This window comes from Phycisphaeraceae bacterium (assembly GCA_019636735.1).
In the GTDB taxonomy this organism is placed as follows: domain Bacteria; phylum Planctomycetota; class Phycisphaerae; order Phycisphaerales; family SM1A02; genus VGXK01.
The window spans coordinates 23882-47642 of the sequence record JAHBWY010000011.1 but is presented as its reverse complement, the minus strand read 5'-3'; the positions used below and the strand labels follow the sequence as shown (position 1 = coordinate 47642).

Genomic DNA, 23761 nt, shown 5'->3' with positions numbered 1-23761 from the left:
TCGCTGTCATCGAGCCGTTCGCCTTGATGTCGGCCTCGGTGTAGATGCCGCCGGGTGTCAGGTAGAGCGCCCGCTCTTCGTCGGCATCAATGCCCGCGGGCATGTCGTCGTGTCCGCCCGCGGAGTCCGAACCGTCATGCCCCGCGCCGGGCTGCGCCCCGTGCGGCGTCTTGGGCGTGGAGCCCGCGATCGCCGCGACGAGTTTGGCCATCCGTTCTTCGTCCTTGAGCCCGTCCCATCGCAAGGCGCAGTCGCCATCGCAGAAGCCGACCGTCTGGCCCTTGAAGTCGCGGGTGTGGAAGGCGTTGACGATGTCGCCGGTCATCGGGCAGACTTTGTTCACAGGTGCCGCGCCGATCGCTCCCTTCTCAACCGTGAACGTGAAGGGCACGGTCAGGACCCGCTCCTTCTCCGCCGTGCCCACGTTGAACTGGGCCCACGCCTTGTAGGTGCCCGGCTGCTTGAAGTGGGCCTCGAAGTCGACCTTGGGGCCGCCCAGGCCCTTCCCCGCATCCGCCGTCTTTGACGCAGAGCCGCCGTGGCCCGCGTGCTCGTCCTTCTTCGCTTCAGCGCCATGTCCGCCGTGCGCATCGTGCCCGTCTGCGCCGTGCTCGCCGCCTTCGTGAGGATGAGCATGCACGAACTGCGTCCCGTCCTCGCTGATGATGACCAGGTGCCCCATCGCGCCCAAGTATGGACGGAGCGTGGTCACCGGCTTGCCGTCCTTGGTGATCGTGAAGGACATATGAGCCTTGCCGCTTGCCTTGATCGCCCCTTCGGTGTCCAGGGCGACCGTGAACCCGTCGATGGTCTTGGGCTTATCGGCATCCACCGTCAGCGGCACGGCGGGCTTGGGCGTCCCCATCGCTGTGACCTTCACGGGCACCACCTGCTGCGGCGAGCCCTTGGGCGTGAAGTCGAAGTAGAGCGTGTACTCCCCGCCCGCCGGGAAGGTCATGGGCATCGTGAACGCGCCGTCCGCGCGCCGAGTGGGGTGCTCGTGCGCGAACCACGAGAGGTCCTTGCTCACGACCAGCAGGTGCAGCACCTTCTCGTGAACGGTGTCCAGGTCTTGGACGGGAGTTCCCTTGGCATCCTTGGGCGTGAACACCATCGGCACGGCCTTGCCCGCTTCGATCGCCTTGCCGCCCTCCGCGGCGACGATGACGCTGTGGGTCGGCGCGGCGATCTCGTGTCCGTGCGCGTGACCGTGCCCATCGGCCATCGCCGGCGCCAGCGCGGCGACCTTGACCGCCGCGGCCTTCACGGGCACGAACGCCGCCTTGCTCTTGGCGACGTCGCCGCCGTCGGCGATGTTGTGCAGGTTGTCCGCCGCGTCGGCGAGCTCCTTGCCGGCGAGGTTGATCTCCCTGACCTTCTCCCGCGGCACGCCGCTGTCCTTGGCGAGCGCGAGCGCCCCCAGCGTCCTGGCGAGCGTGGCGACGGCGTTGGCCTTGTCGGAGACGCCCGCGATGGAGCCGGCCGTGAGGGCGGCATCCATCGCTCGCACGTCCGCGGCGATGCGCAGGGCCGCATCGGCGAACGACCCGGCCTTGGTCACTTCGCCGTGGCTGTGGCCGTCGTCCTTGTGGCCGGGCTGTCCGCCCCCTCCGTGGCGGTGCTGGGCAAGTGCACTCGGCGCGGGTGAGAGTGCAAGGCCGGAAATCAGGACCATCGACAGGACCGAGAGACGTGAACGATTCATGACTGAGCTCCTTGATCTGAGGCCGCGGGGCGGCCGGGTTCGGGTGATGCAGAGGCGGACGCGCTTCCACGATCGCTCGCCCCTGCTGGTGTGGCGACGGTGGGTTTAGAATGGCTTTCGGTCGTGGCCGACGCTGGTTGGATCGGTGCGCGCTCGCCGTGCTTCTCGGCGTGCTCCCTGGCCAACCGCTCGGCGGCGGTCTTGCCGAAGCGGTAGAAGATCGCCGGGGTCACGAAGAAGTCGAGCAACGTGCTGGTGATGAGGCCGCCCAAGATGACGACCGCGACCGGGTAGAGGATCTCTTTGCCCGGCTCGCCCTTGCTGAGCACCAGGGGAATGAGGCCAAGCCCCGCCGTGACGGCGGTCATGAGCACCGGGGCAACGCGCTCCTGGCTGCCCCGGATGATGAGGTCTTTGCTCCAGGGCTGGCGCTCCTCGGTCATCAGGTGGATGTAGTGGCTGACCATCAGCACGCCGTTGCGGGTGGCAATGCCGGTGAGGCTGATGAAGCCCACCAGCGAGGCCACACTAAAGGGCTCGCGGGTGATCGCCAGCGCCGTCACGCTCCCGATGAGCGCGAAGGGGACGTTGAGCATGATCTGGGCCGCGACCATGCCCGAGCGGTAGTGTGTGAAGAGAATGACGAAGATCGCGATGAGCGAGCCCGCGCCCAGCACGAGCAGCAGCCGCGTGGACTCCTGCTGCGCCTCGTAAAGGCCACCGTACTGGATCGTGTAACCCTGCGGCAACTGGACGTCCACCGCGATGCTGGCCTGGATGTCCTTGACCGTCGAGCCAAGGTCGCGCCCGCGGACGTTGCACTGCACGACGATGCGGCGGCGGAGGCTCTCGCGCTGGACCTCGTTGGGGCCGAGTTTTTCGACGATCTCGGCCACGTCCTGCACGAGGACGATCGCGCCCGTTGGGGACACCAGCCGCACCAGGCCCAGCGCCGTCGGATCGGTCCGGTGATGGTCGTCCAAGGTCAGCGTGATGTCGAAGACCTTGAGACCGTCGAGCACCTGGCCCACGACCTTGCCCTTGGTGGCCGTCTCCATCGCGTCGGTGAGCGTCGCGGGCGTAAAGCCGACCCGCGCCGCCGCCTCGCGGTTGACGCTGATGTGCAGCTGCGGGATCAGCACCTGCTGCTCGACCTGCAGGTCGGCGACGCCGGGGATGCCCTCCATCGCCGCTCTGGTCTGCTCCGCGAGCGTGCGGAGCGTGCCGAGGTCGTCGCCGAAGATCTTGATGGCGACCTGCGCTCGGACGCCCGAGAGCAAGTGCTCGATGCGGTGGCTGATGGGCTGGCCAATGCCCGTGGCGACGCCCGGGAAGGCCGCGAGCTTCTCTTCGATCATCGAAAAGACCTGCTCGCGCGGCAGGATGTCCCTGACCGCAGGTGGCTTGCGGCCCGCAGTGGTCGTGTGCTTGTCGGGCTCCTTCGCCTCTTCCTTGGTCCAGAAGTCCACCTCGATCTCGCTGGCGTTGACGCCCAGCGCGTGCTCATCTTGCTCGGCACGGCCGGTGCGGCGGGCCGTGCTCTTGACCTGGGGGATCGAGAGGATCATCTCCTCGGCCTTGGTGCCGAGCTTGTTGGACTCGTCCAGCGAGATGCCCGGCTGGCCGAAGAACGAGACGACGGCCGTTCCCTCGTTGAAGGGCGGCAGGAACTCCGAGCCCAGACGCGTGACGACGAAGAGGGCGACCGCCACCAGCGCGCCAAGCGTCCCCAGCACCGCGACCGGTCGCGGCATGGACACCGCATACGACTTGAGCGCCACCCACTTGCAGACACGCAGCAGCGGCCCATCCTCCGAATGTTTCATCCGCCTGGCGCCGGGAATCAGGTAGTACGCCAGCACCGGCGTTACGGTGAGTGCGACCACGAGCGACGCAAAGATGCTCGTGATGTATGCTGTTGCCAGCGGGATGAACAAACGACCCTCCACGCCTGGCAGGAGGAAAGTCGGGAGGAAGACCAGGATGACGATGACCGTCCCGAGAATGATCGGGTTGCGAATTTCCCGAGAGGCTTCGTACACGACCACGAGCGCCTGCCGGGGTGACGCCGCATGCCGGTTCTCTCGCAGCCTGCGGAAGACGTTCTCGACATCGACGACAGCGTCATCAACGAGCTCGCCGATCGCCACGGCAAGGCCGCCGAGTGTCATGGTGTTGACGCTCATTCCCATCCAGTGAAAGACCAGGAAAGTGGAGATGATGGACAGCGGCAGCGCCGTCAGCGTGACGAGCGTGGTCCGGACGTTCATCAGGAACAACGCCAGCACGATGATCACCAGCACCCCGCCGATCGTGAGCGCTTCCTTGACATTGAAGATCGCGGGGTTGATGAAGTGCTCCTGGCGAAACACATCGGGGTTGATGTCGATTCCTGCTGGGAGCGTGGGCTTCAGCTGCTCCAGTGTCTGGTCAAGGGCCCGAGTGAGCGTGATCGTGTCCGCCCCTGGCTGCTTCTGGATCGCCATGATGACAGCGGGCGTGCCGTTGTCCGACCCGTCGCCGCGCTTGATCGTGGGACCGGCCTCTATGACCGTCGCCACGTCGCGCACAAGCACCGCCCGCGGCGGGCTGTCATGGTCGCCGGGCTTGGTGGCGACGAGGGACAGTGAAATGTCGTCGGCGGTTTGCACCCGCCCGATGTTGCGGACGACAAGTTCCTGGGAACCACTGACCACGAAGCCGCCGCCGGTGTTCTGGTTGGCGGCGGCGAGGGCCTTCTCAACGTCCTCGATGGTGAGGTCAAAAAGACGGAGCTTGTCGGGATCGACTTGGACCCGGAACTGCTTGAGGTCGCCACCCATCGCCGTCACCTGGGCGATGCCGGGAATCGAGAGGATCGCCGGGCGCAGCGTGAACTCGGCGACGGTGCGCACATCCATCGGCGTGAGTGTTTTGCTGGAAACACTGATCAGGGCGATCTCGCCCATGATACTGGTAGCTGGAGTCATCACTGGCACGACGCCGGGGGGCAGCTTTCCCGTGATCGTGCCCAGCCGCTCGGTGACGACTTGCCGGTTGTACTTGAGGTCCGTGCCCCACCGGAACTCGACGAAGACGATCGAGAGCCCAAGCGAGGAGACGCTCCGAACTCGTTCGACGCCTGGCGAGCCGTTGACGGCGGTTTCGATGTTGTACGTGACCTGGGCCTCGACCTCCTCCGGAGCGAGACCCGCGGCCTCGGTCATGATGGTCACGACCGGTCGGTTGAGGTCGGGCAGCACGTCCGTGGGTGTCCGCAGCGTCACGTACATCCCATAGACGGAGACGAGCAGCGCGGCGATCAGCACCAGCACGCGGTTGTTCAAGGATGATCGGATGATCCAGTTGAGCACGGGGCGGTTCCTCGATTGGCTGTAGGGCGTTGAGCGTGGATGGTGTGATCAGTGCGAGTGGCCGTGGCCGTCACCAGACTTGGCAGGCTCAGCGACGGGTTCGGGAGCGCCGGGCACGAATCCACGGAGCTGCGACAGGCTGAACGCGCCGCTAACGGCCACGACATCGCCGGGCACGAGACCCTTGACAATCTCGATGACCCGGTCATCACGCACGCCGACGGCGACGTCGCGTTTCTTGAAGACCTCATTCTCGCCCTTGCCCTCGCGCACGAACACGTACTGCATCGGGCCTTCCTTCACGACCGCCGACGCAGGCACCACAACTGCGCCGTCGTTTGTCGAAAGAACCACGCTCAGGTCTACGAACTGTCCTTGTCGCAGCAGCCCCTGCGGGTTATCAACGTCGATGATGACGTGCGCGGTGCGCTTGGACGCATCGATCACGGGGCTGAGGAACCGAACAACCCCTTCGGCAACAACCTCGCTCGCGGCCGCCACACCTCTGCGGACCCGTACCTTTGCGTTCGGCGCTGCTTCCACCCGCGAGAGCAGGCCTTCGGGCAGTTCTCCCTCGATCTGCACCCGCGAGAAGTCACCGATGCTCACGATGGGACTTCCAGCGCCGACGCCGTCACCGATCACTGCCGTTCGGCTCACGACCACGCCGTCTAACGGCGCGAGGAGGCGGATAACACCCGACGCGTCAGTGCCCGCTCCAGCAGGGAGCGTCGCGCGGAGGGCCTCGACGGACGCCCGCGTGGCCTCGATCTGACGACGTAAGGACTCGGCGTCGGTCCTTGCCTGTTCGAGGGAGACCTTGCGGAGCGACGCGTCGGTGCGGAGACGGATCGCCTCGCCCCTACGCTGCGCCAGCAGGTTCGCCGACACGCTCTCGCCGGCGGACACCAACCGATCGACCTCCGCTTCGGCGAGCGCCGCGCTCTGTTCGGACGCAGGAGCCTCGATCTCGATCGACGCGATCTGCGACGTCGCCCGCCTTTGCTCGGCGCTAAGGCGCTCGGCCTCCGACTCCAGCCGCCGGACCTCAAACAAGGCCCGGGCCAGTTCCGGTGACTCGACCTCAGAGATCAGATCACCCTTGCGCACACGGTCGCCGGGTTGCACCGCGATCGAGCGGACCACGCCCGCGTAGGTGGCTGAGACACCGGCAAGCGCCCCGGGCTGGGCGCGGACCATGCCCGTGAGACGGACGACGTCCTCGACGTTGCCAAAGTCCACCTCGGCGGTCTTGAGCCCGATGGCGAACGCGGTCGCTTCGGTGACCTTCTTGGGGGCGTTAGGGTCAAACGTCGCGCCCGTGGGCTTGCCGTGACCTTCGTGCGCGTACACAGGAATCAGGATGGCCGCGGTCGCGAGCGCCAGTGCGCCCGCTGCCAGGGCCGCGCGTGAGCGGACCATGAGCAATCTCCAAATGAGGACGGGGAACCGAAATGTGGTGGGGGATGCACCCGCCGCGCCGTGACGCGAACAGGGCTGTGAGCGCGATGCAACCATCCGTTAGACGAGTGGTGCTCGACAACGGCTGGTCTCAAGTCGCTTTGCTACACAATGAGCGCGCAATGCATGCGCAGCAGGCTCGTCGGAGGTCGGGCGCAGGCCCAAACTTCGCCGCTCACGAAGGTGAGAGAAGGTTCCGGAGCAGCCCAGGCAACCGTGGCCCAGTTGAGAATCGCAACGAGCACCGTGGTCGGTAGCTCGATGGTCGGCTTCTCGCCCGCCATCATTTTCGCCTGGTTCTTGCCACAGGTACAGTCGTGCTTGTCGGAGCCATCCTCGGGCGAGACCGGGTCCTGATTGTGATCGCCACCGGAATCACTGCCCCTTGAGCCCGAGTGGTGGCATCCTTTGTGGCCGTGCTCTTCCGCCGCGAGTTGACGGTCCCCGTCAACCGAGGAAGCTGGCACGCAGGAAGCACATGCACTTACCCACGAGTGGAAGTTGCAGCAGCAGAACGGCACCACCGCTGCCAAGAGCAGGGTGACGAAGGTCCGAAAATGGCTGCTGCGAGTGAGCATACTGCGGGGGAGTATATCGGCCGCCGAGTTGGTACGTCAACACCCCCCGTCGGGTTCGGCGGCCAGTTCAGGTCGTCTCGGGGCACCGTCGCGCGTAAACCAGCCTTTTCAGTCCAAAATTGCGACATTGAACAGTGAGAAACGGTTCGTATTGGTTGTGGATACGGAGTTCAACGGCCCGCCCAAAGTTGGGGCGGGCCGTGTCGTTTACAGCCGGAAAAATGCACTTTTGCCCCGTCGCGACCCGTGGCGAGGGGGCTGCGCTCTCGGCTTTGAAGCGAGAGTTGAGGGGCCCGATCGCAACGGACCGCCGCGCTGCAAAAGTACCCCAGACTCTCGCGCTCTCCAACTCTCCGTTAACAGGATTTCGGGATCGGGGTCCCGATCAGAATGGACTTCGTTCTGGGCATGCTTGGATTTCACAGCTGAGGTTCGTCCGATGGCCGACTTCGAACTGCTCGCGAGCGGATAAGCTCCTGATCGTGGGCTCTCGCCGGGTGAAAACATCGGCTGGATCGACGCCGTCCACGCGGCCTCGCATGTTGCTCAAGCTGGGGGCGCTGCTCGCGGCCTCGGGAGGGCTCGTCACGGTCATGATCGTCACGAGTTGGCCCGATAGATCGCCCAACTCGATTGCTTCCTCCACGACGACCTCTGCAGCGCAATCTGACCGCGGTAAGCGAGAGTCATTGCCCTCGATCCAGGACTTCGCCAAGTTGTCGGCGCGCGACTTGGTCGCGATGTCTGATGCTGATCTGAGCGCGATGGACCCGCTCGTCATGAACATGATCGTGGCGCGGGGCGTGCCCGAGCTCGCCGACCTCGACATGGCTCGATATTCAGGGCTGGTCGACGCATGGGCTCAGCGCATCGGTGCCGGGATTCGTATCGGCGAGTCGGATGCAGCCCGAACATCCCCCGCCTACGCCGCCGATCCTGACATCTGGCGCGCAGGAAGCATGGCGATCGCGCTCGCGAGCACGGACATCGGGATTGCCTACACCCGCGATGTGCGCATGAGCAATCACGCGGACTTGTTCGTGCCCGGGTTGATCGACACGAAACGCGGCACATGCTCGAACATGCCTGTCCTTTACATGGCGGTCGCCCGGCGTCTCGGCTGGCCATTGAAGGCGGTGGTTGCTGCTGACCATATGTGGTGCCGGTGGGATGACGGCACCAAGAGATTCAATCTTGAGGCGACTACAACCACTGCCGCCGGCGGTGAAGGATCGTTCTCAACTCCACCCGATGAGTCCTACCGAACCGACTTCGATGTCTCGTCCAGGGCGATCGAGGTCGGCTCGGATCTGACGACCTTGACTGCGCGGCAGACGCTCGGCGTCTATCTGCAGCAGCGCGCCGGGTACTTTCGTGAGATGGGCGAGTGGACCCGGGCGGAGGAGGACCTGCTCCTCGCACGCGTGTGCTTTCCCGAGAACCGGGACATCTTCAGAAACCTGCTCGTCCTTTCAGAGCAGCGAGCCCATCAACTCTTCACAGCTCAGGAAGCCTCGCGCTACTTCGGCCGTCGTAATGACCCGCTTGATCGCTACTACGAACACCGGCGGCACACCAGCCATGACGATGTTCTCAGCCGTCTCGCGGAGATCGAGAAGATCAACCGCGAGAATCAGCGCCGGCTCGAAGCGAACCGATCACCGCAACCGTAGACGCACGGTGCCTACCCTTGTCCACTCCAGGACGACTCATCGAAGCTCCCGCGCGGAAAGGACCACAACCATGACCTGCTCCCTACGAATGCTTCTAATCATGATGGCTTTGCTCGCATGGTTCGTGCCTTGCGCTCACGCGCGATCCTACGACCCGAGCAAAGGGCGGTGGATCGAGCGAGATCCCTTGGGAACGTCGCCCCGTATTGGGAGCGGAGCACAGATCGCAACTCCTTCTCAGGCCTACTCAGATGGGATGAACCTATATCAGGCAGTACGATCGGCTCCCATCCGTTTCTCGGATCCTTCCGGACTGAAACTTCGACTTGTCGTCCCTCGGGGAACGTCAAACCAAGATGACAACGGGTTCCGAAGTCGAGTCGAGACCGCACTTCTCGCGCTGTGCCCCGAAGTGAAAGTGGAGTCTGATGGCAGGGTCGTACTCAGCCCCAAGGCTCGGTGCAATCCCAGCGCAGGGTGTAAGTGCTTGTTCGAGCTGATCACTAATAGCTTTGACAACCGAATACGTTTTGCTCCGGCCCAACCTCCTCATACCGTCCCCGATCGTCCTGGAGACGAGAATCCGACGCTGCTTCCGCCAGGACAGTATGGTCCGCCTGCGCCAGGCCCGGGAACGCCTGGCGAGGTCCCCTGGGACCCTCGGCGTCGATTCCTTGAACGTCCCACTCCGAACGACAAATGGAGTCCGGTACCAGATTGGGTGGTCCTTGGTCACGAACTGTGCGGTCATCTATTGCACTTCAACCACGGAACGCAGGTCGCGCCGGGTAGGCCCGTACGCCAAGGTGATATCCCGCCGCATGAAGTGACTCCGGTGGATGTAGAGCAGGAACTGCGTCGAGAGAAGGGATTCCCGGCTCGCCCGCCAGGTTATGGCGACCCCAACCTCGTGAAACCGGTCGTGGATCCGAATTGGTGATCCGTGCCCCTGAAATGGGTGCCAAGGCAGGTCGTCTGGGATGCCGAGGGGCGAGTCAATGTGAAATCCCAAGTAGCTATGATGTGAGCTATGGCTTCCGTATGCGTAGCAAGACCAACCACGGCGCGAGTTCTATGTTTGCCCTGCTCCTGTCTCTCATTGCAGGGGGTTGTTCCTCCCGTTCCACGGAAATGGCCATGCCCGATTCGGCAGCGAATGCGGATATCGCGTGGGGTGTCTACGAGACGGTCCGCAAGGATCCAAGCGCACTGTCCTTGGCAGAAGCTCAGACGATGCTCGGAAGCGAGGGTACCCACACGGACGGGAACAAGTGGCATTGGAACGTGAAGGGCGGCTCGGCAATGCTCTATCTTTGGACAGACTCTTCCGGCCGTGTGTCGAAGTCGTACTGGGCAAGTACTTACCAATGAATGCTCAATCGTGACAGCCATCGAGGTCAAGTATTCGCACTCGGTCAAATCACAGGATCTCGACCGAAGAGTGAATGATTCACGGTCGCCCGGTCGCTACGCGACGCGCCGAAAGTAGCTCTCCAGCACGCCGCCAAGACGCTCGCGGCCCCCGATCTCGGCGGATTCCGGCGCGCCACGCGACGATCTCCTCTCTGCTGCAGATGTAGAGGGATGCCACCCGCCCGTTGACAGCGGGGGCGGAAGGACATCCCCATGCACGGAATCAGCGGACTCACGCGTCCGAGGACATCGCGCGTGACCACCATGTCGGCGTGCCAGCGCCGGAGTGAACTCGCCGCGATCATCGCCAGCGGAATCGCGCGGGCCATTGCAGCCCGGGCGGAGCCGCCCCAACAGTCTGAAGATCCTGCCGTTGACGGACTTGCACTCTCGGCGGGTTTGAGGCTCAGTGTGCCACTGGCCGGACCGCCCGTTCGAATCGGGCCCAAGGCCGGAGAGCACGCATGAGCACCACCGAGACGATTCCCAAGCAGATCGCCGCCCTCGAGCGCATGACCGTCGGGCAGCTCCAGAAGCAATACACCGAGGTCTTCGGCGAGCCCGCCCGCTCGGGCAACAAGCAGTGGCTCTTTCGCCGCGTGGCGTGGCGGATTCAAGCGCTCGCGGAGGGCGACCTCGCGGCGAGGGCGGTCGAGCGCTCGCGAGCGCTGGCCCGCGAGTTGGCTCGTGACGCCGATCTGCGCCTTCGTCCCCCACCATCGCCGCCGCCGACGCTGGCCCACGGTGCGGTCACCGCGCCGATCACAGTCCATCGCGACGATCGAGTGCCGCCACCGGGCTCGCTGCTCACGCGCCGCTTCAAGGGTCGCGACTTCAAGGTCACCGTCCTGCCCAACGGATTCGAGTACGAAGGCGAGATCTACCGCTCGCTGAGCGCCGTGGCCCACGCGATCACCGGCTCGCACTGGAACGGCCTGCTTTTCTTCGGGCTCACCAAGTCGAAGGTCGGAGCGCACGCATGAGCAAGAGACCAGCCGACTCAACGCCCGCGAAGACCGTGCGCTGCGCGATCTACACGCGCAAGTCGAGCGAGGAAGGCCTCGAGCAGAACTTCAACTCGCTCGATGCGCAGCGCGAGGCGTCCGAGTCCTTCATCGCGAGCCAGAAGGCCGAGGGCTGGTTGTGCCTGCCCACGCGCTATGACGACGGCGGGTTCACTGGCGGCAACATCGACCGCCCTGCGGTGCAGCGACTGCTCGCCGACATCGATGCCGGGTTGATCGACTGCGTCGTCGTCTACAAAGTCGATCGCCTCAGCCGATCGCTTCTCGACTTCGCGCGCATGATGGAGCAGTTCGAGCGGCACGGCGTCTCGTTCGTATCGGTGACGCAGGCTTTCAACACCCGCGACTCGATGGGGCGCCTGATGCTAAATGTCCTGCTCTCGTTCGCCCAGTTCGAGCGCGAGATCATCTCCGAGCGCACGCGGGACAAGATCGCCGCGACGAAGCGCAAGGGCATGTGGAGCGGCGGGCAACCGATCCTCGGCTACGACATCGATCGACTGCCGGGCGGCAACCGGCTCATGGTGAACGATGCCGAAGCAGAGCGCGTGCGTCGAATCTTCGCGCTCTACCTCGAGTGCGGCTCCGTGCTCAAGACCATGCGACGGCTCGACGAGATGGGCTGGAAGAACAAGGCTTGGACGACGAAGGCTGGCGCCTCGAAGGGCGGAAGCGGATTCGAACCACCGCAGCTCCTGGCGCTACTCACGAATGTCGCCTACCTCGGGAAGGTGAAGCAGAAGGGCGATGCATTCGACGGCCTTCACGAGGCGATCGTGGACGAGAGGCTGTTCAGCCAAGTGGCAGCGATGATGAAGGCCTATCGCAGCGCCAACGGGCGCGGCAGCAGCAACAAGCACGGCGCGGGGCGAGCGGAATGGGCTTCGATATTCAAGCGTGACTTGCACCCGGCTTCGCGATGGCGCGCGCCACGCCGACGGCCGCAGCGGCACCCGCAAGTGGCCCAACGATGTAGATCCAGAGGAAGCTGGCGCTCCCAGCCACGATGGCCGGCGCTATCGATCTCGCCGGATTCATCGACGCGCCGCTGATCGGACCGGCGAACATCGCCTCGAGCCCGACCACACCGCCGATGGCGATCCCTGCCATGATGCCGATCTCCTTCGGACCGCTCGACACGCGCAGGATGACCAGCATGAGGATCAGCGTCAGCACAGCCTCGAGAACAAGAGATTGCATCGCTGAACCCGCGGGGATCGTGGCACCGAGCGTCTCGTTCGCAGGAAAGAGCGCGCTCAGGAGGAGCGAGGCGGCGAACGCTCCCATCAGTTGGGCCACGAGATAGCCCGGCACCTGCGCTCCTCGGAAGCGCCGCGAGATCCAGAACCCGATCGTCACCGCCGGGTTCAGGTGCGCGCCCGACACATCGCCCAGCGCGTAGATCATCACCATCACCACGAGGCCGAACGTGAACGCGACGCCGACATGGGTCACGGCGCCGCCAGTCGTCTGGTCGATCACGATCGCACCCGTCCCCGCGAAGACGAGGCAGAATGTTCCGAAGCACTCAGCGACCAACCGATTCATGGCCCATCGGGCTCCGACTCGAGCCACTCGTCGATGCGCGCGCTGATCGCATCGCGCACCTCGCGGAACTTCGCCAGCCGCCCACGCTCGGTGCCCTCGAATGCCGCCGGATCCTCGAACGGCCACGAGTGGCGCCGAGTCGCGAACGGGAACACCTTGGGGCATGATCGGTCGGCCGCCTCGCAGACGGTGATCGCGTGGCGAACGGCGATCCTGCCCAGGAACATCTTCGACGGCTTCGAGTGCAGGCCCTCCGTCGACACGCCGATTTCGCGGAGCGCCTCGATTGCGAGCGGGTTCACCAGGCCCGTCGGCGCAAGGCCCGCGCTCGCGGCCTCGAAGCGATCGCCTGCGCGATCTCGCAGGATCGCTTCGGCCATGATGCTGCGCGCGGAGTTGCCGGTGCAGAGGAAGAGGACCAGCGGCTTCTCGTCCGCCGCGCTCATGCCCCCGATCCCTTCCTGGCGCTCACATCGAGGCTCGTGATGAAGTCGCTCATCTTGGTGCCCGCGGGCAGGCTCGCCATGATGCGCTGGTAGAGCGGATCCTCCCAGCGTGTCATCGCGTCGATGTAGTGCGACTTCGAGGTGAGGACGATGTCCTTGAGTCCTGCTTCAGTGGCCATCTGGCGCATCTCCTCCACGAGCACCGCACCGGCGACACAACCGACGAGCGCTTCGACATCGCGCTGCACCACCTCGGGCAGGGGCTGAAGGAGCGCGAGATCTGACACCGCGACCCGCCCGCCCGGCTTGAGCACGCGCGCGATCTCGCGCCACACGCTCGCCTTGTCGGGCGAGAGATTGATCACGCAGTTGGAAATCACGACATCGACGGTCGCATCCGCGACTGGCAGATGCTCGATCTCGCCGAGGCGGAACTCCACATTGTCGAGTCCGGATCGCTCGCGATAGATGGCCACATTGCGGCGCGCCTTCGAGAGCATCTCGGGCGTCATGTCGACGCCGATCACGCGACCGGTCGCACCGACCTTCGGACCAGCGACGAAACAGTCGAAGCCGCCGCCGGCACCGAGGTCGAGGACGACCTCGCCGGGCCGAAGCGACGCGAGCGCCGTCGGATTGCCGCACGAGAGTCCCATGTTGGCGGCGTCAGGGGTCGCGGAGAGCTCGTCCTTCGAGTAGCCGACGGCCTCAGCGAGCTGCTCGGGCGAGAAGGCCGTAGGACCGCAGCATCCGCCGCCGGCGCCGCATCCTGACGATGAAGCGTGCGTCGACGACTGCGCCGCGGACCACGAACCCGCCTCCGCGATCTGTGCGTAACCCTCGCGCACCTTCGAGCGCACCTCGTGGGCAGTGGGATGGGCCGTGCCGGAAGCGGCTGGCGTGCAGCAATCATCGGAGCAGCAGGTTCGGGAGTGATTGGTGGCAGAGTTCGGATCGGTCATTGCATGGACTCCTTGGTGGTCTGTGGATCTGGATTCGCCAGCGCATCAGGTAGCGACTCGACGAACTGTCGGATCTCGTCGCGCACGCGGCGATAGTGAGGCAGCGCTTCGTCGTCGGTCATTGCGCCGGCCGCGAGTCGCGGCGGATCATCGAAGCCGACATGCAAGACGCGTGTTGCATGCGGAAAGACTGGACATGACTCGTGCGCCGAGTCGCACACCGTGACGACGACATCGAACAAACGGCCACCAAGCTCGTCGATGCGCTTGGACCGTTGTTGGGAAATGTCGACGCCCTCCTCGGCCATCGCCTGGACCGCGAGCCGGTTCAGCGCGGTTGGCTCCGTGCCTGCCGAGAATGGCTCGATCGAGTCGGCCCATAGCGCCCGGGCCCAGCCCTCAGCCATCTGGCTGCGGCATGAGTTCCCAGTGCAAAGGAAAAGGACTCGAAGTCGTCTACTTTCCACGGCAGCATGCTCCGCAGGCGCCGGTGGTGTGGTCGGGGCAGCACTCCTCGATCGCATCCGCGAGGCCCCGAAGCGCCGCCACCACATCGTGGAACCGCACGCGGTACAGGACGACGCGCCCTTCCTTCACCGACTCGAGGAGCCCGGCCCGAGCCATCAGCGCGAGATGACGAGAGACAACAGACATGTCGACCGAACAGCACTCGGCAACTTCGCTCACCGAGCACGGGCGGCCGCACTTCGCGAGGCATGCGATCAGCTTCGCCCGCGTGGGATCGCACAGCGCCTTGAAGAGGGCCGGATCAAGGAAGTCGTCAATGGGCCCGCAGCGGCGGGCGGCCTGCCTTGGCGTGGCCGGGCGTCGATTGCTCATTTGCGTCATGATGCAAGTCTAGTCCAACCGCCGGGCCGGTTGCAACCCCCTGCCCCGCCGAGGCCCGCCGCGATCGCCGCGTCACTTCGTCATGGAGGCTTCACCCGCCGCGATCTGGCCGTTGCCCGATGCGCGGTTGGGCACCCTAGTTCTTGCCCGTGGGATCGGACACCCGCCCGCAGAAGAGGATGCTGCCGGTCGCAAGGTCTCGAATGAGGAAGACGAAGGGATGATCGGCCCGGAACACCGGTTCGCGCCGGACGCATCTTGTTATCAACTCGACCGCAGTCGCGCCAGCAGCCTCCGTGCCCTCTTCATTCACCTCCACAAGGACCTTGTGCTTGATCTGTGAAATCCACAACGATCCCGGAGGCCAGCCCATACCACGAAAATCGTTCGTGTTCGCGCAGAACGCATCCTCGATGCCTAGCGCCTTGAACGGTGGAATCAGGTCAAAGTCGGTCTCCAGTTTGAAACGGGGCACATACACCTCCGTCGAGCGTTCCGGTTGGTTGTCGATAGCCGCCAGCCACTGGGCCAGCGTTTCGGCCGTCAGCGCCTGTTCCACCGCGACCAGCCCCCCCTTGGCCTTCGGCAAGATAAGAACCATGGATAAGGTCGTGCCACTGTACGGCATGGCAATCGCCTGGAATGCGTCCTCCTCCAATAGCTTGAAGTCCCCCTTCTGATACATGAGTGGCACCATGACTTCCTCGCCGGTCGCCAGATGGAACGGGGCGTCTTGGGTCGCATCGCGGTTGAACTGGCTGGCCCAGGTTCCCTTGAAGTAAATGGCGTTCAAGAGAACACAGACGGAGTTTGGCGACAGAGCCTCAAGAATCCTCTCGATCTTGCCTTCGGTCTTCTTGCTCACCCAGTCGTTGATCTCGGCAAGTTTGCCGAAGAAGATCTCGGCGTCGAAGTGCTTGTGCAGGATCGCCAGGAAGTCGTTGTCTACCGCCCCGCCGGTCAGACAGAGGCCATTGGCGATGGCCAGCTTGCTTCCGTCATTGCTGGCGCCCGCTTGAACAGCCATGCTGAGACTCTTGAAGATGGCAGGCAGTTGTTCTGGGGTTGCGGTGAACCCCAGCGCACTTGCTATCTCGGCGGCTGTGTCATCCCGCGCTCCGGTGTAGGTCATGGCCATGGCGGCCGAGATGCTGAAGGGTGAGAAGAGGAGATTCCCTTCCGTGGCCGCAAGCTGTCCGTACAGTCTCACGGCAAATGCGTTGTTGGCATTGGCCATGGCCTTGAGATCCGATTCCGCCGTAGCGGGTCCGCTTGGCGCGCTTCCGAGGTCTGCCACGGAGTGTGATTCAGCGCGACCCGCCATCCAGGGGTTGTTCACCAGCAGTGCCGCAACCACGATGGGAATGACTCCAAACATGAGGTCTCCTTTCAAAGGGCAACGCTCCAAGCGAGGGTCTTGTCTGGCCATTGAGGGATCGACACAATCGATCCTGGCATTCGCAAGAGGGCGCTTGGCACACCCTTCCAATGGCCGGCCGAGGCACAATGTCTCCGCTCGCTTCCGCCCCGGCTCCTCATGCGACGGTCACGAAGTGGTCTGACCGATGGACTCTCATTCGGCCTGGTACGAACGCACCCGATAGGTCAGCGGCAGATCGCGCCGACCTAGGGCGGACGAGGTGTCCGCGTCGTGCGCGCCGGGTTCGACTCGGCGGTCACAAACGACCACCGCCACTGAGCGAATGCCGACGGCTTGGGTGCCGATGCTGCTGCCTCGCCCGAGGTGCGTCGAACGCTTTCATGCGCACTTCGACTTCTCGACCACGGAAGCGCCGCACTCAGGGCAAGTCGATCCCGATGCGATGCCCTTGAGGTCGTACCTGCATCGGGGCCAGAACCCGACACTCTGCCGCCGTCGAGATCGTGTCTCGAGCCCCCATGTGCCGGCGAATGCAAGTGCTGCAGCGAATGTCGCCGCCCAAAGCGGGACCGTCACCCCCAGGCGAGTCGGTGTTCGCGTCCAATCGAATGTCCAAGGCGACACGCCGTGGGCGCGCGAGTACATCGGCCCATGCACGATCTGAGACGGCACGCTGGACTGAACAGTGTAGACGGCGATCCTGTGCTCTCCGAGATAGATCCCGAACCACCCTGAAACGACCACCAGCACGCCCGATGAGCGGGTCAGGACCCACCCGACGAAGAGCACCAGCACGGCAGCGGCTGCCCACTTGATCAATCGCCAGACGCCGAGCCGCGCTCGCCTCATGCGATCACGCTACCGATCAGGTTTCGCGGAGTCCACCGTGTTTGATCGGACGGCGATGCGCTTCCCACCGCATTGCCCGCCAATCGACAACCGACCCATTCAGTTGCGGGGGGCCGCCTGTCCATGAGATCTGCAGCGTGCAATCGCTGCTCGGCGCAATTCCACGACCAAGACCATTGCGGGATGGTTGCTATCCTTGACGCGTGGAGATTCATGAGACTGAGCGGGTGCGAACGCATGCGCCATCTGCGTCGGTGTGGGACGCATTGAGTGATCCTGCAACCATTGGGTCCTTCCTTGGCATCTCCGAGGTTCCCGTGCCATTTCTCAGCGATGAGACACCTCCAAGGAGCGGCTGGACTTTCGAAGTCCGCAAAGGAAACAAGGGCACCTATCACTCGGTGATCGAGTTCGTCGAGAAGCCTCGCGCGATCGGTTTCACACTCTGGCGCGATGACTCGCCCGAGTATCCCGGACTGCTGAGTTTCGAGATCCACCCGAGCGTGGGTGAGCTCGAGCTTGTTGCAACAGTCCAGTACAGGGTCCCGCCCGAAGTGATCCATGCGTTGTCCCCAGCCTTCCTGATCCTGACCCCTGTGGTCGTACCACTCTCTCGGACCATCACACGATGGTGGCTGCGCCGACGCCTCCGCGAGATCGCTTCCCGCGCTGTGAAGTCGGCCTCTTGGTGAGATCGAGGAACAGACCACTCCCAAGGGCAGCCGGTTGGGACGCCGCGACGCATGGTTGCCGCAAGTGTCGCTCAAGTCGGAATCTGATGAGAACATCGTCAGCATCGGCACCTTTCAATGAGCGATATCCGACCATCGATGGCGAGGTTCTCGCGAACCACTCACTCCTGCGTCGGATCGGCGACGCGCCCCAGGAAGAGGATGGCGCCGCTCTCGGTGTCTCGGATGAGCACGACGAACGGATGATCGGCATTGAATCTGGGTGTGAATGGCACCATCTCCCGGCGCTGCATCCTTGATCCTGGCGCCGCCATCAACGCCGTTGCAGCGGCGGCTTCCGTTCCCTTCTCCGTCACATTGACCCATGCCTTGTGCTGAACGGCGCTCAGATAGAGTTGGTCAAGAAAGTCGGTGCTCGAGGTCATGCCGGGAAACTCGGCACCTTCCGCGTGCTCGGTCGAGGTGAATGCGCGTCGCATGCCCAATGCCTTCACCTGTGCGGACAGTTCGATCTCGAACCCGAGCTCAAACTTCGGAATCGCGACTGCCACCGTGCGATTGACCAGTCCTGCGAGCCACTGCTCGAGTCGATCGGCACTGAGAAGTGCTTCGAGCGCCGGGAGTCCGTCCGGCGAGCGCGGAAGGAGCAACACCATGGCCAGCGCGCCACCCTTGTAGGGAAGCTGAAGCACTTGGAAGCCGGCGTCATCCGGATAGGTGGGTGGCCGTTCGCTTTCATCGAGCGGAACCTCTCTCGGAGTCTCGAAGAACTGGCCGTCTCCGGTGAACGCTGCGTAGGAAGCGTCACCGCACCAGGGGTCCTTCATCAGCTTCGCCCGGCGACTCGCACCGCTTGCCAGTGTGAAGTTCTCCTCCCTCGTCAAGTCCCCATCGAATGGAGTGACCCACTCTCCCTGGAAGTACACCGCGTTGGTGATGACGAGCCGCGTCACTTCCGTGAGCATGCCCCGTGGGATCAACTCTCGAATCCGGTTCGCCGTCTGCTCCTCCACCCACTGATTGATGGTCTGCCTCGCCAACTCCCGGTTCCCGGTCATGTCGAGCGCCCTCGCGGCCCCCGAGCCGTACCAGCGATCAACGATCTCCACGAACCGTGGCGACAGCGGATATCGCTGATCGACCCACAGCGCATTGGCGATGCGAAGGTCGAATCGGTCAATCTCCTCAAGGAGCCCGTTGAGCTCCTTCACGATTCGAACCTCACTCTGCAGCAGTATGTCGGCCTCCTTCCAGTTCCCCTTCGCATGAGCCGCCTTCGTCCGTTCAGCCGCATCCTTGAGCTGCGCACGGAGAGCCATAACCCTCGCCTCAATCTCAGGCGTGGACATTCCACTGGCTCTCTTCCACTCCTCGACGAGCGAAGCGAAGCTGCGATGCATGCGGGTGACCGCCCGCTCATCGGGCGAACCGCTCGAAGGAACATGAAGCACGCGGAGCATCTCCGCCTCGGTTTGCCCTCGCGCACCTTCCGCCGCCATGGTGAGGGCCATCGCGAGCGACATCGGTGAGAAGAAGATGTTCTCGCCGGGGCGTGTCGCACCGAGCTGCTTGAAGAGGTCGACGCCGAACGCATTGACCGAAGCGGCGGCAGTTGCCGGCGTGTCATCGCGCGGCGCCACCGAAGGCGAGCGCGGCGCGTCTTCGGGCGACGACGCGGAGTACGCACGAGCGCCATCCGCCACTCGAGGTGCGGACACCAGCAGTGTCGCCACAACAAGAGGAAGGACTCCAAGCATGAGGTCTCCTTTCACGGAACGCCGCTTCAGGCAAAGGTCATCAATGGCCCTCGAGTGATCGGCTCGAGTGGCACTGGCAACTGCGTCACGGCCCTTCGCACACTCAGCCAATGGCCGGCCGAGACAGAGTGTCTCCACTCGATCCCAAATGAGACGAACTTGGCTCCTGTTCGCCGACTGCCGATGGCCCCGTGCAGGTCCCGTCTCACCGGCTGCCACCTGCCCCGGGGCTGCCGAGGCGGTCGCCCCATGAGTACGCTCATCCGCATGATCAAGACCTCACTCATCGGTCTCGTCTCCACAATCCTTTTGGTCCTTGCCACGGGCTGCAACAGCCCGGAAGCGGTCCCTCAGTCGAACAACCTCGACGCGACCTCCTGGCGGCTGATTGCGTGGTCCGTCCCCGATCTCAACCCGAACGATTTCGAGATCACACTCGAAATCTCCGACGACGGCGTGTCAGGCAAGTCGGCGGTGAACCGCTACTTCGGCCCGCTCAATGCATCGAAGGATGGTAGTTTCAAAGTCGGCATGCTCGGCAGCACCATGATGGCGGGACCGGAGCCGGCCATGCGCGCTGAGCAGGAGTACCTTCGCCTCCTGCCCGAGGCGCGACGATGGACCATCGTGAGTGACGACCTGCGGCTCTTCGCCGAGAACGGCTTGCAGATCCTCGCCTTCCGACGCGTGCAGTGAAGGGCGCTGCGCGTCGGTCTTTCCTGTTGGTAGTTCGCTCGCAGATCCTCTCGTTCTGACGCACGCCGTGACGGGACCATCGCGGGGTGGTGGTGGGTGCCGCGCGCTTCTCTCAATGCATCACTGAGATTCCCATCACAGCACAACAAACCGCTGTTCAGTGCAGCGGATCACAGTGCATCACAGCACAGCCAATCCAAGCTCATTGAAGCGCATTGGTGATCGGCTCCGATTCTGCTTGGACTGGCTCAGCCCGACCCGGCCTCAGCTCGTCCAGTTTCCGAGCAGAATTGCGATATCCGCTCCGCTGACAATCCCATCTCCATTGAGATCAGCGACGCAACACGGATCACCGCCGCACAACCCCCACGCTCCAAGCAGCAGCGCGAGATCCGCACCATTCACGACGCCGTCGTTGTTCAGGTCTCCTGGAACTCCGCTTGCGGTCGTGAAGCGCACCTTGACCGCATTCGGCAGGTCGTAGATCACCTCGATGTCGTCGCACGACACGACCGACTGGAAGGTCCCAACGATGTTGCTTGCTGTCAGGATCGTGAAGAGCTCGCGCGGGTCGGGGATGAACCCATCAATCCGTGCGACCTCGAGCGTGCCCCCAAGGTTGGCCGTACCGGTGATGGCGAGACGATCCGAGTCTCGCGGCGATGACCCGCCGATCTCGATGCTTAACGCGCCATTGGTCTGCTGCGTGTAGTTGCCGGTGATGGACAGCGTTCCCGCAGAGGTTCCTGGGCTGACGGTGCCCCCAGCGTTCACGACCGAACCGGTGATCTGGCCCGTGCCGCGCAGGACGCCGCCATTGATCGTCGTACCCGGCGCCGACGCGAGAGTGCCGTTGACCTCGGTCACGCCGGCCTGCTGCACATAGGCCGTGCCGGTGCGGGTGATCGTGCGCGTCGGGTCGATACGCACGGTGCCACTGTTTGTCACCGGCCCGGGTGACAGCACGATGCCGGCGCCCTGCGCATGAAGGAGGCCGTTGTTCACGAAACCGATGCCGCTGTCGGACGGGTCGATCGTGAAGCCGGGGCTCGTCTCGGCGATGATCGCGCCGTCGTTGATCAGACGAAGCTGGTTGATGCCGATCGACCCGGCGCCGCGCACGGTCTGCTCGTTGCCGATGGTGAGTTCGAAGGCGTTGTTCAGCGCGTAGATCCGGTTGACCGCGAAGCCGGACATCACGATCTCACCCCCACCGCCGATGGTTGCCGCGGCGACATCAAGCCGCACATCGGTCACGCCGCCTATGGACGCGATCTGAAGTCGCCCATCGTTCACAATGCCGCCCTCGAGGAGAAGGGTGTTGCCGTTGGGAAGCAGCGCGTTGCCTTGGATCGTGACGCCGTTGAGGGAGTTCGTCGCGAGGAACCGCACGACGCCGCTGCCGTCGACGCCGTCCTCGTCGTCGATGACGCCGCCGTTGACGCGCGAACTCTGGAAAGTCACCGTCGTGCCCGCACCAGCCGCGACCGTGCCGAGTTCGTTTTCGAGCGTCGTCCCGAGGATGAACAACTGCGAACCCGGCGCACTGCGGATGAGACCGTTGTTGAAGTTCCCCAGCCCGTCCGTGAGGTCGAGGTTGATTCCCGCCCCCCCCTCCGCCTGGATCAGTCCGTTGTTGGTCAATCGCATCTGGTTGATACCGATCGCGAAGCCGCCGCGGATAGGAATCGTCGACGGTACCACCAGCCGGTGGGTGCTCGCCGCGCCGTAAATCCGGTTGACCACCTGGTTCGAGCCGATGATCTCACCGTCTCCCGTCGGCGCGATCAGTGGCGTGTCGATGATCAGGTCCACGACTCCCCCGACGCTGGCCAGACTGAGCCGCGCATCGTTGAGCGTGAGATCATTCTCCAGGCGAAGCGTGTTCCCGTTCGGCACGAGCGCATTGCCGCGAATCGTCACCCCCTTGAGGAAGTTGGTCGCGAGGAACCGCACGACGCCGCTGCCGTCGACGCCGTCCTCGTCGTCGATGACGCCGCCGTTGACGCGCGAACTCTGGAAAGTCACCGTCGTGCCCGCACCAGCCGCGACCGTGCCGAGTTCGTTCTCGAGCGTCGTCCCGAGGATGAACAACTGCGAACCCGGCGCACTGCGGATGAGACCGTTGTTGAAGTTCCCCAGCCCGTCCGTGAGGTCGAGGTTGATTCCCGCCCCCCCCTCCGCCTGGATCAGTCCGTTGTTGGTCAATCGCATCTGGTTGATACCGATCGCGAAGCCGCCGCGGATAGGAACCGTCGACGGTACCACCAGCCGGTGGGTGCTCGCCGCGCCGTAAATCCGGTTGACCACCTGGTTCGAGCCGATGATCTCACCGTCTCCCGTCGGCGCGATCAGTGGCGTGTCGATGATCAGGTCCACGACTCCCCCGACGCTGGCCAGACTGAGCCGCGCATCGTTGAGCGTGAGATCATTCTCCAGGCGAAGCGTGTTCCCGTTCGGCACGAGCGCATTGCCGCGAATCGTCACCCCCTTGAGGAAGTTGGTCGCGAGGAACCGCACGACGCCGCTGCCGTCGACGCCGTCCTCGTCGTCGATGACGCCGCCGTTGACGCGCGAACTCTGGAAGTTCACCGTCGTGCCCGCACCAGCCGCGACCGTGCCGAGTTCGTTCTCGAGCGTCGTCCCGAGGATGAACAACTGCGAACCCGGCGCACTGCGGATGAGACCGTTGTTGAAGTTCCCCAGCCCGTCCGTGAGGTCGAGGTTGATTCCCGCCCCCCCCTCCGCCTGGATCAGTCCGTCGTTGGTCAGGCGCATCTGGCCGATACCGAGCAACATCGCCCCGACGACGCTCGCGTCCGGGCCGATCGTGAGGCGCACGGCGCCCGCAAGGCCGTACACGCGGTTTCCATGGGACGACCCGTTGCCGATGGTCAGTGATCCGAGCGCCTGCGCGTCCGAGGCGAATCGAAGATCGGTGGCCCCGCCGACGGACCCCATCTCGAGCACGCCCGATCCGGTGAGCAATCCACCCGCAATGGTGAGCGTCTGCCCGTTCAGCAGACGAACGACATCATCGAAGTCGATGGACAGCGAGTTGATCGTCGGACTCATATTGACCAACACGAGTCCGTTGCCCGTTGGTGCAACAACGACCGCGTAGGTGTTGCCACCGCTGTTGTTGGGCACGACCATCGGCAGCCACGCTCCGGCCGCGTTCCAGCTGCCGCCGACGGGTCCGTTCCAGAGCGAAACGATCTCGCCGGCGGACGCCACGCCACCCACTCCGGTCATCGCCGTTGAAAGTGCCGCACCGATGGCAGCGCGGGTCACGATCCGATGAGGGCTGGCCATTGACATGCTGAGTTCTCCCTTCGACCTAGAGATGTAAGAAGGGCCTTGCCTGCCACGA

The 23761-nt window shown here is 64.2% G+C and carries 18 protein-coding genes; 6 read left to right on the top strand and 12 right to left on the bottom strand.

Annotation, left to right across the window (positions count from 1 at the left end; translation table 11 throughout):
• From KF724_13130 to KF724_13115, 4 genes are all read right to left on the bottom strand, one after another.
• The coding region (locus KF724_13130) for a hypothetical protein (GenBank protein MBX3356634.1) at window positions 1-1675 on the bottom strand (1675 nt) is incomplete at its 3' end.
• 26 nt (window positions 1676-1701) lie between these two features.
• A complete protein-coding gene (locus KF724_13125) occupies window positions 1702-5058 on the bottom strand; it encodes an efflux RND transporter permease subunit (GenBank protein MBX3356633.1) in 3357 nt (1118 codons plus the stop codon).
• A gap of 48 nt (window positions 5059-5106) precedes the next feature.
• Complete coding sequence (locus tag KF724_13120; GenBank protein MBX3356632.1) at window positions 5107-6480, bottom strand: efflux RND transporter periplasmic adaptor subunit; 1374 nt, start codon at window positions 6478-6480, stop codon at window positions 5107-5109.
• 143 nt (window positions 6481-6623) lie between these two features.
• Window positions 6624-6986 (bottom strand): hypothetical protein, encoded by a 363-nt coding sequence (locus KF724_13115; protein MBX3356631.1) that lies wholly within the window; start codon window positions 6984-6986, stop codon window positions 6624-6626.
• A 650-nt stretch (window positions 6987-7636) separates the two neighbouring features.
• On the opposite strand from KF724_13115, the gene KF724_13110 reads away from it, so the two are divergent.
• The 4 genes from KF724_13110 (at window position 7637) to KF724_13095 (ending at window position 12260) form a co-directional block, all read left to right on the top strand.
• Window positions 7637-8770 carry a hypothetical protein gene (locus KF724_13110; GenBank protein ID MBX3356630.1) on the top strand — a complete coding sequence of 378 codons (1134 nt, stop codon included), beginning with the start codon at window positions 7637-7639 and terminating at the stop codon, window positions 8768-8770.
• A gap of 1626 nt (window positions 8771-10396) precedes the next feature.
• On the top strand, window positions 10397-10651 hold the full coding sequence (locus KF724_13105; protein MBX3356629.1) for a hypothetical protein: 255 nt from the start codon (window positions 10397-10399) through the stop codon (window positions 10649-10651).
• Window positions 10648-11166 (top strand): DUF2924 domain-containing protein, encoded by a 519-nt coding sequence (locus KF724_13100; protein MBX3356628.1) that lies wholly within the window; start codon window positions 10648-10650, stop codon window positions 11164-11166. Before KF724_13105 ends, KF724_13100 begins: the two co-directional genes overlap by 4 nt.
• Entirely contained in the window at window positions 11163-12260 is a 1098-nt protein-coding gene (locus tag KF724_13095) for a recombinase family protein (GenBank protein MBX3356627.1), read from the top strand. Before KF724_13100 ends, KF724_13095 begins: the two co-directional genes overlap by 4 nt.
• A gap of 492 nt (window positions 12261-12752) precedes the next feature.
• Here KF724_13095 and KF724_13090 read toward each other — a convergent pair whose 3' ends face one another.
• The 6 genes from KF724_13090 to KF724_13065 all read right to left on the bottom strand — a co-directional run bounded on the left by KF724_13090 (window position 12753) and on the right by KF724_13065 (window position 17243).
• The gene (locus tag KF724_13090) at window positions 12753-13202 is read right to left on the bottom strand and encodes an arsenate reductase ArsC (protein MBX3356626.1); all 450 of its coding nucleotides are present in this window, start codon (window positions 13200-13202) and stop codon (window positions 12753-12755) included.
• Window positions 13199-14164 (bottom strand): arsenite methyltransferase, encoded by a 966-nt coding sequence (arsM, locus tag KF724_13085; GenBank protein MBX3356625.1) that lies wholly within the window; start codon window positions 14162-14164, stop codon window positions 13199-13201. Before arsM ends, KF724_13090 begins: the two co-directional genes overlap by 4 nt.
• Window positions 14161-14688 (bottom strand): arsenate reductase ArsC, encoded by a 528-nt coding sequence (locus tag KF724_13080; GenBank protein ID MBX3356624.1) that lies wholly within the window; start codon window positions 14686-14688, stop codon window positions 14161-14163. The genes arsM and KF724_13080 overlap by 4 nt, the downstream gene beginning before the upstream one ends.
• A complete protein-coding gene (locus tag KF724_13075) occupies window positions 14621-15013 on the bottom strand; it encodes a winged helix-turn-helix transcriptional regulator (protein ID MBX3356623.1) in 393 nt (130 codons plus the stop codon). The genes KF724_13080 and KF724_13075 overlap by 68 nt, the downstream gene beginning before the upstream one ends.
• A 136-nt stretch (window positions 15014-15149) precedes the next feature.
• Window positions 15150-16391 carry a hypothetical protein gene (locus KF724_13070; protein ID MBX3356622.1) on the bottom strand — a complete coding sequence of 414 codons (1242 nt, stop codon included), beginning with the start codon at window positions 16389-16391 and terminating at the stop codon, window positions 15150-15152.
• A 381-nt stretch (window positions 16392-16772) separates the two neighbouring features.
• Window positions 16773-17243: a hypothetical protein gene (locus KF724_13065; protein MBX3356621.1), complete on the bottom strand. Its 471-nt coding sequence runs from the start codon at window positions 17241-17243 to the stop codon at window positions 16773-16775.
• A 203-nt stretch (window positions 17244-17446) separates the two neighbouring features.
• Here KF724_13065 and KF724_13060 point away from each other — a divergent pair, with 203 nt between their 5' ends.
• Window positions 17447-17935, top strand: a complete 489-nt coding sequence (locus KF724_13060) for an SRPBCC domain-containing protein (protein ID MBX3356620.1) — start codon at window positions 17447-17449, stop codon at window positions 17933-17935.
• Window positions 17936-18096: 161 nt separating this feature from the next.
• On the opposite strand, the gene KF724_13055 is transcribed toward KF724_13060, so the two are convergent.
• Window positions 18097-19692 carry a hypothetical protein gene (locus tag KF724_13055; protein MBX3356619.1) on the bottom strand — a complete coding sequence of 532 codons (1596 nt, stop codon included), beginning with the start codon at window positions 19690-19692 and terminating at the stop codon, window positions 18097-18099.
• 249 nt (window positions 19693-19941) lie between these two features.
• Here KF724_13055 and KF724_13050 point away from each other — a divergent pair, with 249 nt between their 5' ends.
• Window positions 19942-20388: an META domain-containing protein gene (locus KF724_13050; protein MBX3356618.1), complete on the top strand. Its 447-nt coding sequence runs from the start codon at window positions 19942-19944 to the stop codon at window positions 20386-20388.
• A gap of 264 nt (window positions 20389-20652) precedes the next feature.
• Here KF724_13050 and KF724_13045 read toward each other — a convergent pair whose 3' ends face one another.
• The gene (locus KF724_13045; GenBank protein MBX3356617.1) at window positions 20653-23709 is read right to left on the bottom strand and encodes a hypothetical protein; all 3057 of its coding nucleotides are present in this window, start codon (window positions 23707-23709) and stop codon (window positions 20653-20655) included.
• Window positions 23710-23761: the final 52 nt, after the last annotated feature.

What these genes read in the sequence shown, in the direction of transcription:
- KF724_13120 (MBX3356632.1), bottom strand. Translation starts at nt 6,480, where the DNA reads ATGGTCCGCTCACGCGCGGCCCTGGCAGCGGGCGCACTGGCGCTCGCG.
- KF724_13110 (MBX3356630.1), top strand. Translation starts at nt 7,637, where the DNA reads ATGTTGCTCAAGCTGGGGGCGCTGCTCGCGGCCTCGGGAGGGCTCGTC.
- KF724_13105 (MBX3356629.1), top strand. Translation starts at nt 10,397, where the DNA reads ATGCACGGAATCAGCGGACTCACGCGTCCGAGGACATCGCGCGTGACC.
- KF724_13100 (MBX3356628.1), top strand. Translation starts at nt 10,648, where the DNA reads ATGAGCACCACCGAGACGATTCCCAAGCAGATCGCCGCCCTCGAGCGC.
- KF724_13095 (MBX3356627.1), top strand. Translation starts at nt 11,163, where the DNA reads ATGAGCAAGAGACCAGCCGACTCAACGCCCGCGAAGACCGTGCGCTGC.
- KF724_13090 (MBX3356626.1), bottom strand. Translation starts at nt 13,202, where the DNA reads ATGAGCGCGGCGGACGAGAAGCCGCTGGTCCTCTTCCTCTGCACCGGC.
- arsM (MBX3356625.1), bottom strand. Translation starts at nt 14,164, where the DNA reads ATGACCGATCCGAACTCTGCCACCAATCACTCCCGAACCTGCTGCTCC.
- KF724_13080 (MBX3356624.1), bottom strand. Translation starts at nt 14,688, where the DNA reads ATGCGATCGAGGAGTGCTGCCCCGACCACACCACCGGCGCCTGCGGAG.
- KF724_13075 (MBX3356623.1), bottom strand. Translation starts at nt 15,013, where the DNA reads ATGACGCAAATGAGCAATCGACGCCCGGCCACGCCAAGGCAGGCCGCC.
- KF724_13070 (MBX3356622.1), bottom strand. Translation starts at nt 16,391, where the DNA reads ATGTTTGGAGTCATTCCCATCGTGGTTGCGGCACTGCTGGTGAACAAC.
- KF724_13065 (MBX3356621.1), bottom strand. Translation starts at nt 17,243, where the DNA reads ATGAGGCGAGCGCGGCTCGGCGTCTGGCGATTGATCAAGTGGGCAGCC.
- KF724_13055 (MBX3356619.1), bottom strand. Translation starts at nt 19,692, where the DNA reads ATGCTTGGAGTCCTTCCTCTTGTTGTGGCGACACTGCTGGTGTCCGCA.
- KF724_13050 (MBX3356618.1), top strand. Translation starts at nt 19,942, where the DNA reads ATGAGTACGCTCATCCGCATGATCAAGACCTCACTCATCGGTCTCGTC.
- KF724_13045 (MBX3356617.1), bottom strand. Translation starts at nt 23,709, where the DNA reads ATGTCAATGGCCAGCCCTCATCGGATCGTGACCCGCGCTGCCATCGGT.